Origin of the sequence: Pauljensenia sp. 20925_1_25, assembly GCF_041433955.1 — a bacterium.
GTDB lineage: Bacteria > Actinomycetota > Actinomycetes > Actinomycetales > Actinomycetaceae > Pauljensenia.
Map to the genome: position 1 here is coordinate 31,179 of NZ_JAPWCL010000011.1, position 15,473 is coordinate 46,651.

Annotated in this window: 8 protein-coding genes and 1 tRNA gene; 6 read left to right on the forward strand and 3 right to left on the reverse strand. The window is 65.4% G+C overall.

Annotated elements, in window-relative coordinates:
• Nucleotides 1-81: 81 nt before the first annotated feature.
• Nucleotides 82-1,782 carry a methyltransferase gene (locus tag O3932_RS06250; protein ID WP_371537011.1) on the reverse strand — a complete coding sequence of 567 codons (1,701 nt, stop codon included), beginning with the start codon at nt 1,780-1,782 and terminating at the stop codon, nt 82-84.
• Between the two features lie 66 nt (nt 1,783-1,848).
• On the opposite strand from O3932_RS06250, the gene O3932_RS06255 reads away from it, so the two are divergent.
• Both O3932_RS06255 and O3932_RS06260 read left to right on the forward strand, forming a co-directional pair.
• Nucleotides 1,849-2,817: a DUF808 domain-containing protein gene (locus O3932_RS06255; RefSeq protein WP_009647411.1), complete on the forward strand. Its 969-nt coding sequence runs from the start codon at nt 1,849-1,851 to the stop codon at nt 2,815-2,817.
• A gap of 174 nt (nt 2,818-2,991) precedes the next feature.
• On the forward strand, nt 2,992-3,675 hold the full coding sequence (locus tag O3932_RS06260; protein WP_009647407.1) for a superoxide dismutase: 684 nt from the start codon (nt 2,992-2,994) through the stop codon (nt 3,673-3,675).
• A 1,209-nt stretch (nt 3,676-4,884) separates the two neighbouring features.
• On the opposite strand, the gene O3932_RS06265 is transcribed toward O3932_RS06260, so the two are convergent.
• Nucleotides 4,885-4,974 (reverse strand) — tRNA-Ser (locus O3932_RS06265).
• Between the two features lie 228 nt (nt 4,975-5,202).
• Between O3932_RS06265 and O3932_RS06270 the strand changes: the two genes are divergently transcribed.
• Nucleotides 5,203-7,212, forward strand: a complete 2,010-nt coding sequence (locus tag O3932_RS06270) for an OPT family oligopeptide transporter (protein WP_371537014.1) — start codon at nt 5,203-5,205, stop codon at nt 7,210-7,212.
• Between the two features lie 253 nt (nt 7,213-7,465).
• Nucleotides 7,466-9,076, forward strand: a complete 1,611-nt coding sequence (locus tag O3932_RS06275; RefSeq protein WP_371537016.1) for a glycoside hydrolase family 2 TIM barrel-domain containing protein — start codon at nt 7,466-7,468, stop codon at nt 9,074-9,076.
• A gap of 161 nt (nt 9,077-9,237) precedes the next feature.
• Here the strand turns inward: O3932_RS06275 and O3932_RS06280 are convergent, their stop codons facing one another.
• Nucleotides 9,238-13,812, reverse strand: a complete 4,575-nt coding sequence (locus O3932_RS06280) for an acyl-CoA dehydratase activase-related protein (RefSeq protein WP_371537019.1) — start codon at nt 13,810-13,812, stop codon at nt 9,238-9,240.
• Nucleotides 13,813-14,236: 424 nt separating this feature from the next.
• On the opposite strand from O3932_RS06280, the gene O3932_RS06285 reads away from it, so the two are divergent.
• A complete protein-coding gene (locus O3932_RS06285) occupies nt 14,237-14,593 on the forward strand; it encodes a hypothetical protein (RefSeq protein WP_314735947.1) in 357 nt (118 codons plus the stop codon).
• The gene (locus O3932_RS06290) at nt 14,557-15,207 is read left to right on the forward strand and encodes a nucleotidyl transferase AbiEii/AbiGii toxin family protein (RefSeq protein ID WP_371537021.1); all 651 of its coding nucleotides are present in this window, start codon (nt 14,557-14,559) and stop codon (nt 15,205-15,207) included. The genes O3932_RS06285 and O3932_RS06290 overlap by 37 nt, the downstream gene beginning before the upstream one ends.
• Nucleotides 15,208-15,473 lie beyond the last annotated feature (266 nt).

The following is a 15,473-nucleotide window of genomic DNA, read 5'->3' on the forward strand; positions in this document are numbered from 1 at the left end:
ACGCTACACATTTCACCTGATACGGCACGTGCGGGCGCGACCGCCTCGCGCAGCCGCGCCCGCACGCACTCGTAACAACGCTCAGTACGTCAAGAACCCCCAGCGGATCAGGTCGCGCAGGGGTGCCTCGACCTCGGCGCGGACGTCGTCGGCCTCGACGGAAGTCAGCATCGCGACGGCCGCCACGATCTGGCCGACCGTCAGCTCACCATCCGAGGCACCCACGACCGCAGACACCGCCGACGAGACGGGCACAGACCGGCCCAAGCCCCCGCCCTGATGCAGAATCAGCAGCTCCGGATCCGGGCTGCCTGGCACATAGTGGCGCTCCTCGCGCACGTCCGAGGCGCGCGTCAGCACCGTGTCCCACAGCTCCGGGCCGCGCAGGGAGGCCAGCGCCCACGACACGTCCCGCCCACGCGGGGCGTGCCCATCGAGGGACAGGTCGAAGGCGTGCCTGCCGCCCGAGGCTGCCTCGGCCTCGTCGAGCCTGCGCAGCGCCACGAAGCCCATGCCGATCGCGCCCGTGCCCGCGCGACGGAAATCCACCAGCCACGACGTGTAGGCGCGCTCGTAGTCGGCGCGCGCCATGAGCGGGCCGCCCGAATCGCGGATCCACATGTCCACGTAGCGCGCCGGGTCGAGCACGTCACGCTGGACCACCCACGCATCCACGGGCAGGCCGTCCAGCCACTCGTCGACGCGCTGGGACCACTGCGTGTCCGGGTTGCGGCTCTCGGGAATCTCCCAGTTCGCGAGCATCTGGAGCGTGCCGCCGGGTGCCATGCAAGAGGGGGCACCGCGCAGGACTGCGGCAATCAGGTTGTCGCGATCCATGCCGCCGTCACGATACTCGTGCATGCCCGACGCGCAGCGCACGGTATCTGGCGTGATCACGAAGGGGGGATTCGTGACGATCAGGTCGAAGGTCTCACCTTCGACCGGCTCGAACAGGGAGCCTTCGCGCACGTCAATCTTCGTCTCGTTAAGGGCGGCGTTGAACTGGGTGAGCGCGCACGCACGCGCCGACAGGTCAGTCGCGACGACGCGGCGCGCGTGCGTGGCCAGGTAGAGAGCCTGAATGCCGCAGCCGCAGCCCACATCCAGGGCCGAGTCGACCTGATCGCGCACGGTCATCTCCAGCAGCGTCCGGGTCGCCCCGCCGATGCCCATCACGTGGTGATCGGCCAGCGGCTTGCCGGTCTGTCCCTCCCCCAGGTCCGAGGTCACCCACCACTCGTGCTCGCCGCCAGGCAGGGCCGCCGCGTGAGGACGCAGATCGTACAGGGCGCGCATCCACGGGTCAGCCACGGCCTCGGGCTCGGGTTCCTCATCGGGATCGCGCATCGTCGGCAGGGCGGGTGCCGTCGGGAACGAGGCCTCCTCCCCCTCGCTCGCCTGCGCGCGCTCACGCTTGGGCGCGGACTTGGAGCACGGGCGGGGCATGACGAGAGCGGAGGCGGCTTCGTCCTCGTCGATGGTGGCCGCGAGGCCGAGGGTCTCCAGGCCGGCCGCGCCCAGCGTCGGCAGGGCCGCGTCCAGGGCCGAGGCACGCTCGGGCTGTCCGCCGATAAAAAAACGTGTCAAGGTCGCTGCGGGGGCGTCGACGCCCGCGAGTTCGACCAGTGCGGGTAGGCGCGAATCGCGCATGAGGGCGGACAGAGCGCCATCGCTGAGCAGCTCATCAAGGGTGTCGGTCGTCCAGCTCGACGCGATGATGTCGGCGCGCAGGCGCGCAATCATGTCACGGTCGAGGGCGGGAACGGGTGCGGAAGTTGTCATGACTCTAGACTATCCCCGCACGTACAATGCGCGGGTACCCACACGAGGGCCATAGGAGGAAACCCCATGTCCGGAGGACTTGTCGCCCTGCTCGACGATATCGCGACCCTCGCGAAGGTCACGGCCTCATCCATCGACGATGTGGCGGCTAACGCTGTCAAGGCCTCGTCCAAGGCGGTCGGCGTCGTTATCGACGACACGGCCGTCACTCCCCAGTACGTGTCGGGCCTGAGTCCGGAACGCGAGCTGCCCATCATCGCCAAGATCGCGCGCGGCTCCCTTATTAATAAGCTCTTTATCATCCTACCGATTGCCCTGCTGCTCACGTGGCTGGCACCGCAGGTCTTGCCATTCCTGCTCGTCGTGGGCGGCGCGTACCTGTGCTTCGAGGGCGGTGAGAAGGTCCTGGAGAAGCTCGGATGGCTGCCCGGCCATCACGAGGACCACGAGGAGAGGGGTGCTGCCTCCGCCGAGGAACTCGAAAAGAGCATCGTGTCCTCCGCGACCCGCACCGACCTGATCCTCAGCGCGGAAATCATGCTCGTCTCCATGGCCAACCTGTCGAATGAGCACGGGGTGATGCGCGTCGCCGTCCTCATCGCGGTCGCATTCTTCATGACCTTCTTCGTGTACGGCCTGGTCGCCCTGCTGGTCAAGGCCGACGACTTCGGCGTCCACCTGGCTCGCGGCGCGCTCGACCCCGAGGATAACCGTCCCGGTCCCGTCGACAACATGGGCCGCACCATCGTGCGCATCATGCCCCACGTCTTCAACGTCATCGGCGTCGTCGGCACGGTCGCGATGCTGTGGGTCGGCGGCCACCTCGTCATCGTGAACCTCGCCGAGGTCGGCGTGGGCGTCTTCCACCACATCCTCGAGACCGCCGAGCACGCGGTGTCCGCAGCGGGCGGCTTCGTGACCTGGCTTGTCGAGACCGTCCTGTCCGGCGTCTTCGGTGTCATTCTCGGTGCCGTCGTCGCATGGATTGTCGTCGGGGCTTCCGCGCTCGTGCGTCGCGTGCGCGCCAAGGCCTGATTTTTCCCCTCTTTTTCACGAGGCCGGGGCGGAGGATGCGTGATCGCGTTCCCCTGCCCCGGCCTCGTCGTTGATCGCGATCCGCGAAAGGTGACACACAACCTCTTCGCAAGCCGGGACTAAAGTACTACCCTTGGAGTCAACAGCTATATGACGACGCCCAGGAGGAGCATCATGACCGTCTACACCCTGCCCGACCTGCCCTACGACTACTCCGCTCTCGAACCCCACATCTCCGGGCGCATCATGGAGCTGCACCACGACAAGCACCACGCGAACTACGTGGCCGGCGCGAACACCGCGCTGGAGAAGCTTGCCGCCGCCCGTGAGGCCGGCGACTTCGCCGCAATCAACCTGTGGGAGAAGAACCTGGCCTTCAACCTTGGCGGCCACACCAACCACTCCATCTTCTGGACCAACATGACCGGCGAAGGCGCGTCGCGCCCCGAAGGCGAGCTCGGCGCTGCCATCGACGAGTTCTTCGGCTCGTTTGAGTCCTTCCAGGCTCAGTTCGCCGCGGCCGCCCTGGGCCTGCAGGGCTCCGGCTGGGCCGTCCTCGCGTGGGACACCGTCGGCAAGCGTCTCGTGACCTACCAGATGACCGACCAGCAGGGCAACATCCCGGTCGCGACCGTGCCGTTGCTCTTGATCGACATGTGGGAGCACGCCTTCTACCTGGATTACCTCAACGTCAAGGCCGACTACGTCAAGGCCTGGTGGAACCTGGTGAACTGGGAGAACGTCGCGTCCCGCTTCCAGGCCGCCCGCCTGTCTTCCGGCCTGGTGAACGCCCACTCCGCGCTGTCCGACCTGGGTGCCCACGCGGTCGACACCGTCAAGGGCTGGTGGAAGAACTAAGCATTCTTCGTGACGCGGCCGTGGCCGCTGTGCGTGTCACTCGCCGCGGCGAGATCGGGGATCTTGCACCATTAGAGGCCTCGCGACGGCGTGTCGCCTGCGTATCGTGGCTCTCATGCCGCAAGTCCCCATGCCCCGGCGCGAGGCCCGGGCGCTGGTGGCGCTGACGACGCGACCACCACGACTACACACGCAGCAGAGGCGGGATCCTTCGGGATCCCGCCTCTTTCGTCACATTCCGGGCAAAGATTACGGAGCGGGCGGTGCACACAAACCCCGCCACAGTGACGGTTCCGGCTCTTCCGCGCCAACTCAGCCACACGCGGGCCCACTAATTCGCGCGCGGGTCCGCCTGCCATCACTGCCCGCGCAATCTCTTCCAGAGCAGCAAAGGGAGCCGTTGCGAATCAGCTCAGTCACATGTGCCCCCAACATGTCGCACGTGGGACCGCTCATGCGCGCGCCGGCCCTCCAATCCGCACGCGGACCCTCCAATCCGCACACCGGCCCTCCAATCCGCACGTCGGCCCTCCAATCCGCACGCGGACCCGCTAATACGAGCTTGGGCAGACCCGCCCACACTCCAGATAGCGGGTTTACGTGCGACATAGCGGGTTACCGCTCGCAATAGCAGGCTCACGTGCGAGCGACGCGCTATGACAGGTACCGATGCGCCCAAAACGCAGACCACTTCGCCCATAACAGCCCGTTTTCAGCGTTTTTCGCCGAGGTGGTCTGCACTTTGGGCATGACACCACCTCGAACCGTGATCTCACCGCCCCCGAAGGGGGTTTGCACGACCAGCATGGAGGGTACCGCAAGACCTGCTGGGCCAGGCTATGGAACCCATGGGCTGCGGTGCCCGTGGGGGGCGGCGAGGCCTGGCCGGGCTTCGAGGCGACGCGCCCAGCCACGCACAGCGACACAAGCGCCGCCGGTATGGAGGGTGCCGACAGGACCAGAGGGTTGCGGTGCCAGGCTGCGGGGCCCGTGGGCGGCGGCAGGGCCTGGCCGGGCTTCGAGACGACGCGCCGAGCGAAGCTCGCGGCGCGGACGGCTCGCGGGCGGGCCGCCGCCCACGGGCACACCATCAGCCAAGTAGCCCGCCGCCCACGGGCACACCAAGCAGCCCGGCCCCAGCACGCACACACGCGCACGCGCCATTCAGGCATAACAAAACCGCCCGGCCCCATTGGGGCCGGGCGGCAGTGGCGGTAGCGCTGGGATTTGAACCCAGGGTGGCTGTGACACCACACAGCATTTCGAGTGCTGCACCTTCGGCCGCTCGGACACGCTACCTTACCCGGATACTCTACTACACGGACCCCCGCAGCGCGCAAATCGACCGGGCAGGTTGGGATCAGGGCCACACAACGTCACAAGATCACACTGCGGCACGCAACACGGGCGCCACCTCAGCACTTAGAACGGTTGAAAACAAAATTAAGTAGCCGCATAGCATTCACGACAACGCATACATGCTCTACTCTTGCAGGGTATCTATTCAACGCAGCGAAAGGATTTTTCGTGTCTGCGCCAACTGCGGCGAAGCAAACGTCGCTCAAAGAACTGACCCTGCGCGGCATCATCATCGGCGGCATTATCACGCTGGTGTTCACAGCCGCGAACGTGTACCTGGGCCTGAAGGTTGGTCTGACCTTCGCGACCTCGATCCCGGCAGCCGTCATTTCGATGGCAGTTCTGCGCTTCTGGGGAGATCACACGGTCCAGGAGAACAACATCGTTCAGACGATTGCGTCGGCAGCGGGCACGCTGTCGGCAGTCATCTTCGTTCTCCCCGGCCTCGTGATTGTGGGCTGGTGGAGCGGTTTCCCGTACTGGGAGACCATGTTCGTGTGCGCGGTCGGCGGTTCGTTGGGCGTCATGTACTCGATTCCTTTGCGTCGCGCGCTCGTGACGGGTTCGGACCTGCCATACCCCGAGGGTGTGGCCGGCGCTGAGATCCTCAAGGTCGGCGATTCGAAGGATGCCGGTGAGGACAATAAGCGCGGCCTGCTCGCGATCACGTGGGGTGCCCTGGCCTCGGCGGCGATGGCCCTGTTCGGCTATCTGAAGGTGACGGCCTCCGAGGTCGGTGCCGCCTTCAGGATCGGGTCGACGGGTACGATGCTCTCGACTTCCCTGTCGCTCGCTCTCATCGGCGTTGGCCACCTGGTCGGAATGACGGTGGGCGTCGCGATGCTCATCGGCATGCTGACTTCCTACGGTGTCCTGTTGCCCCTGTACGCGAATGGCCAGCTGGAGGGTGCTGAGGACCTGACCGATGCTCTGTCGACAGTCTTTAAGACGGATGTGCGCTTCATCGGCGCGGGCGTCATGGCGGTCGCCGCCATCTGGACGCTCATCAAGATCATGGGCCCGATCGCCCGCGGCATGTCCGAGTCGCTGCGCGCCTCGCGCGGCGCCAAGGAGGACGGCGCGCAGATCGACCGCACCGAGCAGGACATCCCCGGCAAGTGGGTCATCGTTTCCATCTTCGTGGCCATGATTCCGATCGCGGGCCTGCTGTGGTGGTTCATGCGCGGCACGCAGATCGAGCACAACACGGCGGTCCTGATCGCCGTGTCGGTTATTTTCATTCTGCTTGCAGGCCTGCTGGTCGCGGCTGTCTGCGGTTACATGGCGGGCCTGATCGGTTCGTCGAACTCGCCGGTGTCGGGCGTTGGCCTGCTGGTTGTCGTCATCACGGCGGTCGTTATCCTGGCGGTGCACGGTCGCGGTTCGACCACGGAAGAGAACACGGCGCTCATCGCCTACACGCTGTTCACCTCCGCGATCGTGTTCTGCATTGCGACGATCGCGAACGATAACCTGCAGGACCTCAAGACCGGCCAGCTGGTGGGTGCGACCCCGTGGAAGCAGCAGGTTGCCCTGGTCATCGGCGTCGTCTTCGGTTCGCTGATCATTCCCCCGGTCCTGGAGCTGATGCAGAACTCCTTCGGCTTCCAGGGTGCGCCGGGCGCTGGCCCGGACGCGCTGGCGGCCCCGCAGGCCTCGCTGATTTCTTCGCTCGCGAAGGGCGTGCTCGGCGGCGGCATCGACTGGAAGCTCCTGGGTATCGGCGCGGCGATCGGCGTCGTTGTCATCGTCATTGACGAGGTCCTGCGCCCCGCGTCGAAGGGCAAGCTGGCCCTGCCCCCGCTCGCGGTCGGCATGGGCATCTACCTGCCTGCGTCGCTGACGATCCTGATCCCGATCGGCGGCCTGATTGGCTTCCTGTACAACCGATGGGCTGACAAGCAGGCGGACGTGGAGCGCGCGAAGCGTTTCGGCACACTGGCTGCGACGGGCCTGATCGTGGGCGAGTCCCTGTTCGGCGTCGTTTACGCGGGCATCGCAGGCGCGACGGGTTCGGAATCCCCGCTGGCGCTGCCGTTCATTCACGATGGCTTTACTCCCATCGCGAACGTGCTCGGTATTGTGTTCTTCGCGGGTGCGACGTGGCTGCTGTACGGCTTTGCCCGTAAGATCACGCGCGACGCGGATCGCGACTCGGCGGCGAAGGCAGCGGAGTAGACCGCTCTGGGCTGACCTGATCGCTCATCTTTCCCCGGCCTCGTTCATTCACATGGACGAGGCCGGGGTTGCTTATGTGCTCATCTGCCCCCAGTGGGTGGGAACTTACGCCCACTGGGACGGACATAAATCCCACGATGTGACCACCGAATCGCTTGACACCTGGGGATTAAGCCCATGTCAAGGCACATTTGACTGCAATTCAGTAAAATTTAGGCTTCCATGACTAACAAAAGAATGATACTTTTATAACATGAGTCACATCCTGGAACCGGACGTCACGTGGCTGCGGGACCCAGGGGCGTCGGTGAACCGTTTGACGGTGCACGCGACGTGGAGGTCACGCAGGCCACTTCAGCTGCTCTCAAGCACCTGGCAGGTTACCGGTGTCACTGGCACCGCCTCGGAGTTCATTGAAAGGGCCCCTTCTTACCAACATTTCGGCGCGACATCCGTGCCCGGCATCCTGGAGCTGGATGGCACGTGGATGCGCAGTGAGGTCCAGGCCCGCGAGGGGGATGCCTCCCGTTCCGACGACACAGAGGACTGCGACCTGGCGCGCGCCTCGATTCTGCGTCGCGAGTTCATTTTCGATGCTCCCTTGAAGGAGGCGGTTGAGCGCGGTTGGATGATGACCTTGACCTTCGGCGGGTTCTCGGGTCCTCTCTACGCGTGGGTTGATGGAGCGTTCGTTGGTTTCTGTGCGGATGGTTTCATTCCCGCGGCCTTTGACGTAACCCGCGCGCTACAGCCCACCCACACGCATACGCTCGCTGTTTTGCTGATGGATTCGCCGGTGTGCTGCCACGGCCTGTTCCGCGAGGTGTCGCTGGAGGCGCGTCCCCCGGCACACATTGTGGATCTTGTGCCGGTGGTGTCCCACGACGGGCGCGCGGGCGCTCTGACGCTGCGCGTTGAAACCACAGGCGGCGTCGAGGTGCACGCCACCTTAGTGAACGAGGCCGAGCAGGCGGAGCTATGGTCTGCCTTCGGGTCGCCCGACGAGGTCTTCGAGGCTCGTGGACTCGAGGTGCTCCCGTGGAGCGCGGAGGAACCCGCGCTGTACCGGTTGATCGTGACGCTGCGCGACGAGGAGGGGATCAAGGACACGGTGTCCCTTGACCTTGGTTTCCGCAGCATTGAGGCAACGTCCCAGGGGGTGACTCTGGGCGGTAAGGCCTTGATCTTGCGGGGTGTCACCCGCAACGAGTGTGACGGGCGCACGGGCTTGGCGGTCAACTTGCCGGAGATGCTCGACGACATCGTGTGGTGTAAGCAGCACGGCGTCAACACGGTTGTGATCGCCGACGCACCCGGGCACGCGCGTTTCCTGGAGTTGGCCGACGAGTACGGCCTGTACGTCATCGACTGCACGTCAGCCCTGTATGGTCCGGGGGCCGCACGCAACGAGGCAATCGAAGCGGCGATCCGCCGCGACCGCGCCCACCCGAGCGTCATCGCCTGGGCGCTGGGTGATGAAGAGGACGAGGTCCGCGCCGCCCGTTCGCTCGATCCGACGCGCCCGGAGTACTCCCAAGCGTGCTTCCCTAACCTGCACAAGGTGCGCGGCGAGGAGCTGCACTACGCGCCGGTGACGGTTGCGCCCTCGTATTCGGGGGTGACGGTGCGGAACCACATGACGTTTACGTCAACGGCGGACCTGGAGTTCTTGTGCCGCGTCGTCAACGAGGGTCGCGTGACGTGGGAGTACTCGGCGTCCTTGGATGTGGCACCCGGAGAGACGGGGTTCCTCTCGGTGCCGTGGCCTTCGCCGGGGCTGCGCGAGGTCTCGGTACGCCTGTCCTACAGCACGGGGTGGGCACCGGCGGGCTTTGAGATCGCGCACGGAGACTTGTCGATGTAGCCGTGTAAACAGTCGGATAGATGCGTGGGGGGTGACTCGCTCGAGTCGCCCCCCACGTCTGTCTGTGCGCGACGAGGCCGTGGCCGGGAACCGGGAAGGGCCGCCTCAGGCGACAAGGCCCGGGAGGGAACCCAGGCCTCGTCAACGAAGGAACGAAACGGTCAGCGGAAGGCTGCGCGCCTCGTCGGGATGGTCGGCATACCGAGCATGACGGAGCCGGACCCGCCGCACGAGGCCGGCTCTTCGACGTCCACGAGCTGCAACACGTCGCCATCGCGCGCCTCGGGGTCCTGTAGGGCGGTGGCGAGCATGAGCTTGATGCGGTTGAGCTGGTTGACCTCGGAGGCACCCGGGTCGTAGTCGACGGCCACAATGTTGGCCTCGGGGTAGCGGGTGCGCAACGCCCGGAACATGCCCTTGCCGACGATGTGGTTAGGCAGGCACGCGAAGGGCTGGGCACAGATGATGTTCGGGCAGCCGTGTTCGATCATGTCGACCATTTCGGCGGTCAGGTACCAGCCTTCACCCGCCTGGTTGCCCAGGCGCGCGATGTCCTGGGAGCGCTCGATCATTTCTTCGATGGGTCGGTGCGCCTCGAACTTGCCGTTCGTGGCCGCGAACGCGCGGTGCACGGGCTTCTCGTACTTCTTGAGCGCCCACAAAACGATCGGCATGATGTAGCGCTGCTTGCCGTCGATGCCCAGGTTCTCCTTGTCCCACGCGGCGGTTGCCACTGAGTTGTGGAAGAACTGCATGAGGCCGGGTAGTTCGGCCTCGCAGCCCTCGGCCTCGATGACGTCGACGGCGTGGTTGTTGGCGTCCGGGTGGAACTTCACGAGGATCTCGCCGACCAGGCCGACGCGCGGCTTACGCGGGATGTCGCGCAGCGGCAGGGCGTCGAAGGCGCGCACGCATTCGCGGATGAGCTTCCCATAGGAGACGCGTCCGCCGAGGGCACCGACGCGTCCCGAGGTGATCCACTCTTGGACGTAGCCGTCCCACGTGCGGTACAGGTCCATCGCGGAGCCGGGCTCGGCCTCGTAGGGGCGCACGCGCAGCAGCATCGACTGGATGGCATCACCGATGACGAAGGCCTGGATGGCCTTATGGATGTGGGTGACGCCCAGACGGAAGCCGGGGTTGTCCTCAAAGCCCTGGACGGACAGCGCGATGACGGGGACCTGCGGATATCCGGCGTCGCGCAGGCCCTTGCGCAGCAGGGCCGCGTAGTTACTGGCGCGGCACATGCCGCCCGTCTGCGTGATGCCCACGGCGGTGCGGTCCGGGTCGGCGCGCCCGGAGATGAACTCGTCGAGGAGCTGACCGATGACCACGATCGCCGGGTAGCACGAGTCGTTGTTGACGTATTTCAGGCCGACCTCCATGGAGGTGCGGCTCGTGTGCTCGAGGACGCGCACTTTCAGCCCAGCGCTCGCGAACAGCGGGGTGAGGAAGCGGAAGTGGATCGGGGACATCTGGGGGGCCAGGATCTCGTAGCCGGCCTCGCGCATCTCCTCGGTGAAGACCGCGCGCGGCTGGATGTGGCCGGCTGCCTCCTCGCGGGCGGCGTCGCCGGAGGGGTCACGCAGGGTGGCGGTGTCGACGGAACCCGACACCAGGCCCACGGACGAGGCGGGGGCCAGTTCCGCTCCATCCGTTCCGTTTTCGCCGTCCCCGGCCCCGGCCTCGTCGATGGTGGAGGCGAGGGAAGCGCGCTCGGTGATCGCCGCGTCGAGGGAACGCAGGCGGATCTTCGCGGCGCCCAGGTTGGAGACCTCGTCGATCTTGAGGACGGTGTGTACGTCGCCGCGGCCCTCGAGGATCTCCTGGACCTGGTCGGCAGTGATCGCGTCGACGCCGCAGCCGAAGGAGTTGAGCTGGACCATCTCGAGGTCGGGTTCGTCGCCGACGCGGGCGGCGGCCTCGTAGAGGCGCGAGTGGTAGGACCACTGGTCGAGGACGCGCAGGGGTCGCTCGAGGCGCGCGTCGATGATGGAGTCCTCGGTGAGGACAGCCATGCCGAGGCCGACGATGACCTCGGGGATGCCGTGGTTGATCTCGGGGTCGAGGTGGTAGGGGCGGCCCGCCAGCACGATGCCGCGCACGCCGTGCTCACGCATCCACTCGATCGTTTCGACGCCCTTCGCGCGGATTTCGGCCTTGACGGCGGCGTCCTCCTCCCACGCCTTGTCCAGGGCGGCTTTCATCTCCTCGACCGGGATGTCGTAGCCGTATTCCTTGAAAGTCTTGGACAGGTGGGCGGGCAGGTACTCGCGGTTACCGAAGTTGACAAAGGGACTGATGAACTGGGTGCCCGGCTCCAAGAGGCGCTCCATGTTGTTGCGGATGACCTCGGGGTAGGTCGCCACAATGGGGCAGTTGAAGGAGTTCTCGGACTCGGTGAGCTTCTGCTCGAAATCGACGCAGGGGTAGAAGATCGTCGTGATGCCCTTGTTCAGCAGGGACTCGATGTGCCCGTGGACGAGCTTGGCCGGGTAACACACGTTCTCCGAGGGGATGGACTCCATGCCGGTCTCGAAGAGGTCGTGGTTGGAGCGTCCCGAGATCATGACGCGGAAGCCCAGCGCGGTGAGCATCGTGAACCAGAACGGGTAGTTCTCGTACATGCCGAGCACGCGCGGGATGCCAATGTCGCCGCGGAACGCCTTCTTCTCGGTGAGGCGGCGATAGCCGAAGATCCGCTTGTACTTCCAGTCGTAGAGGTTGGGTAACTCGGACTTCTTGGGCACGCGCTCCAGGGACGCGCCGCGCTCGCAGCGGTTGCCGGACACGTGACGCTCGCCGTTGGAGAACGTCGAGATCGTCATCTGGCAGTGGTTCTGGCACAGGCGGCAGGTCTTGCGGGTCGTGTCAACGCTGAAGCCCTCGAGGGCCTCGATCGTGGCCAGGGACGAGGTCCCCTCCCCCGTGTCGTGCATGCGCGCGGTGAGAGCCGCGCCGTACGCGCCCATGAGGCCCGCGATGTCGGGGCGCACGACCTCGCGGCCGGTGAGCAGCTCGAAGGCGCGCAGCACCGAGTCGTTGAGGAAAGTGCCGCCCTGGACGACGACGCGTTCACCCAGGTCCGAGGGCTCCTTGAGCTTGATGACCTTGTAGAGGGCGTTACGCACGACGGAGTAGGACAGGCCGGCGCTGATGTCGCGTACGTCCGCGCCTTCCTTCTGCGCCTGCTTAACGGAGGAGTTCATGAACACCGTGCAGCGGGTGCCCAGATCCACGGGGGACTCGGACTCCATAGCCATGCGCGCGAAGGACCGCACGTCTGTGCCCATCGTCTGCGCGAAGGTCTGCAGGAAGGAGCCGCAGCCCGAGGAGCAGGCCTCGTTGACGGAGATGGAGTCCACCGCGTGGTCGCGGATGCGCAGGTACTTCATGTCCTGGCCGCCGATGTCGATGACGGAGGTGACGCCGGGGCAAATGAATTCGGCGGCGCGGTAGTGGGCCATCGTCTCGATCTCGCCCTCGTCCATGGTGAGGGCGGCCTTGACCAGGCCTTCGCCGTAGCCGGTCGCGCACGAGCGGCCGATCTCGCAGCCCTCGGGCAGCGCACTACGCACAGCGCGCACGATGTCGACGGCCGCGGCCACGGGATCGCCCTCGTTGGAGGCGTAGTGGGTGAAGACGATGCGGTCCTGGGAGTCGATGACGACGGCCTTGATCGTCGTCGAACCCGCGTCGATGCCGAGCCAACAGCGGCCCTCGGCCTCGTCGAGGCTGGCCTTGGGGATGACGTCGAGGCTGTGGCGGGCGATGAATTCCTCGCGGTCCTCGGGGGTCGCAAAGAGGGGGTCCATGCGCGGGGATTCGACCTGAACGGGGGCGGCGGCGAGGCGCTCCATGAGGGTCGTGAGCTTCTCGCCGCGGGTGTCGACGGAGGTTGCGCCCGTTTCCTCGGCCTGACGTTGTTTTTTGGCGGCCTCCTTCTCGGCGAGGAGGGCCGCGCCAATCGCGACATAGAGCTGGGCGTCGTCGGGGGTGACGAAGGCATCGGCCTTGGGCAGGAGGGCTTTGTAGGCCTCGCGCAGGGCGGGCAGGAAGTGCAAGGGGCCGCCGAGGAACATGACAGTTCCGCGGATCGGGCGGCCGCACGCCAGGCCCGCGATGGTCTGGGTGGCGACGGCGTTGAAGATGGAGGCGGCCAGATCCTCGTGGGCGGCACCCTGGTTGATGAGGGGCTGGATGTCGGACTTGGCGAAGACGCCGCAGCGCGAGGCGATCGGGTAGAGCTGGGTGTGGCGGGTCGCCAGCTCGCCGAGGCCGGAGGCATCCGTGTGCAGGAGGGTCGCCATCTGGTCGATGAAGGCGCCGGTGCCGCCCGCGCACGTGCCGTTCATGCGCTGCTCAGGGGTGGGGTGCAGGTAGGTGAGCTTGGCGTCCTCGCCGCCCAGCTCGATGACGACGTCGACCTCGGGGTGGAGGCGCTGGGTGGCCTCGGTGCCGGCGATGACCTCCTGGACGAAGGGGATTCCCATGGCCCGGGCGGTCGTCAGGCCGCCGGAGCCGGTGATGGCCGCGTGGACGCGGGCGCCGGGCAGGGCGCGCTCGACGTCGGCGAGGAGGGCCCCGAGCGATGCGCGCACGTCGGCGTTGTGACGACGGTAGTCAGAGAAGAGGCGACGGTTTCCATCCAGGACGACAGCCTTGACCGTCGTGGAGCCGACGTCGATGCCGAGCTGGTAGGGGCGCGTGGCCTCGTGGTGACGCTGCGTTGTCATGGGACCTCCTTGGATCACCCAACAACATAGGTCGCGGGTGTTGTCCAGTCAAAGGTATGGATTGCCTTCCTTAGGAATCCCAGCAAAACGGCATAGGACCAGGGAAAACCCCCTGTCCGACAGCGAGGGGCACGGAGGGGAAGCACAACACGTCCGACAAGAATTACAACATGTGAAGGGTTCCAAAATTAGACTCTTCGACAAGATAGCGGTCCGCCCAGTTTGTCTGTACCCACGCGGCACCGCGCTGCCTGCGCACCCACCGCGCCATGGCCTCGGCGTCAAATCCCCAACGAACACCATCAGCACCAAGCGGCTGAATCGTAGCTACCTTGAACTTGCAGACAAGCCCGCCTCATCGCACGCTAAGCTAGTCATACGATACGAGCAGGCCGCCACGTCACAGGCCCGGGAGGGGATCAGTATGAGTGGACGTATCACGTACCGCGACACGAAACCCTTTTGTGTTCCCGCATCGCTTGATGAACTCGCGGGTCCATCCACGGGCATCGTGCATCTCCCCGTGCGCTTGAGCTGGGCACCGGGGGATGGTTCCTTTAGCCTTGATGACGACGGCGAACGAACGACGGTCTACCAATGCGTCATCGGTGAGGGCAGCGTGGAAGACCAACGACGCTACCTCAACTGCGACATCCTCAGCGACATGTGGCCAACACTGCGCCTTGACCTGGCGATCACAGCCGCATGGGAAAACCGCTTCAAGGCACTGTGTGGGAGGAACAGATGGCTCACTCTGTACAAGAGACGCAGCGCCAGCTAATCGCATGTGCACTCGAGGTCCTCGCAGATGCGGGCTTCGCCCTCGCTGGTTCAGGCGCGATCCGTGAACACGGGATGACGCAGCGACCCACCAACGACATTAACCTCTTCACAGTCATGCAAGCCTCCACGCGGTTCCCTCACGCAGTAAACAGCCTCATTGAACACCTCACTGCCAACGACTACGACGTCACCATCGAACGCGTAAGCCCCTCTTTCGCCCAGCTCTCAGTCACACCACTGCACGGGGTTCCACTCAGCGTTGATCTCGCTATCGACTGGCGCGCCCACACACCTGTTCGCCTCGACGTTGGCCCCGTTCTTGACATTGAGGACGCCGTGGGCAACAAACTGAGCGCCCTGTACTCCAGGAGCTACCCCCGCGACTATCTCGACGTCGATGCGATCCGCTCCACCGGAACGATCAGCGATGCGCGCCTCATCGAGCTCCTTCAGGAACGCGACGCAGGATTCTTTACAGAGTGTCTGCGCGGAGCACACAGCATCAGCCTGACACAAGTTGCGGCCTACGGTATCAATGCCTCACAGCTCCATACAATCCAACAACGTTTCCACGCCTGGGCCGACGACATCGACAATCAATGCAACGAATAGCCGCAAAGACGGCGTGACGTCCTCCGACGTGAATCCCCACCACTCACAGATGAGGCATGCAACCTCGTCACGCCTGCCGTGCCTGCCCCGCCATGGCCTCGTCATGCCTTCAGCGCACGCCGTGTCTCACTCTTCCGCCCGCTAACCTTCTATTCCGCACGTAAACCCTCTTACCTGCACGTGGGCGAGGCCGCCCACGTACGGAATAGCGGGTTAGCGTGCGGATCAGAGGTCCCACACGCGGAAATAGCGGGTGAACGCGCGCC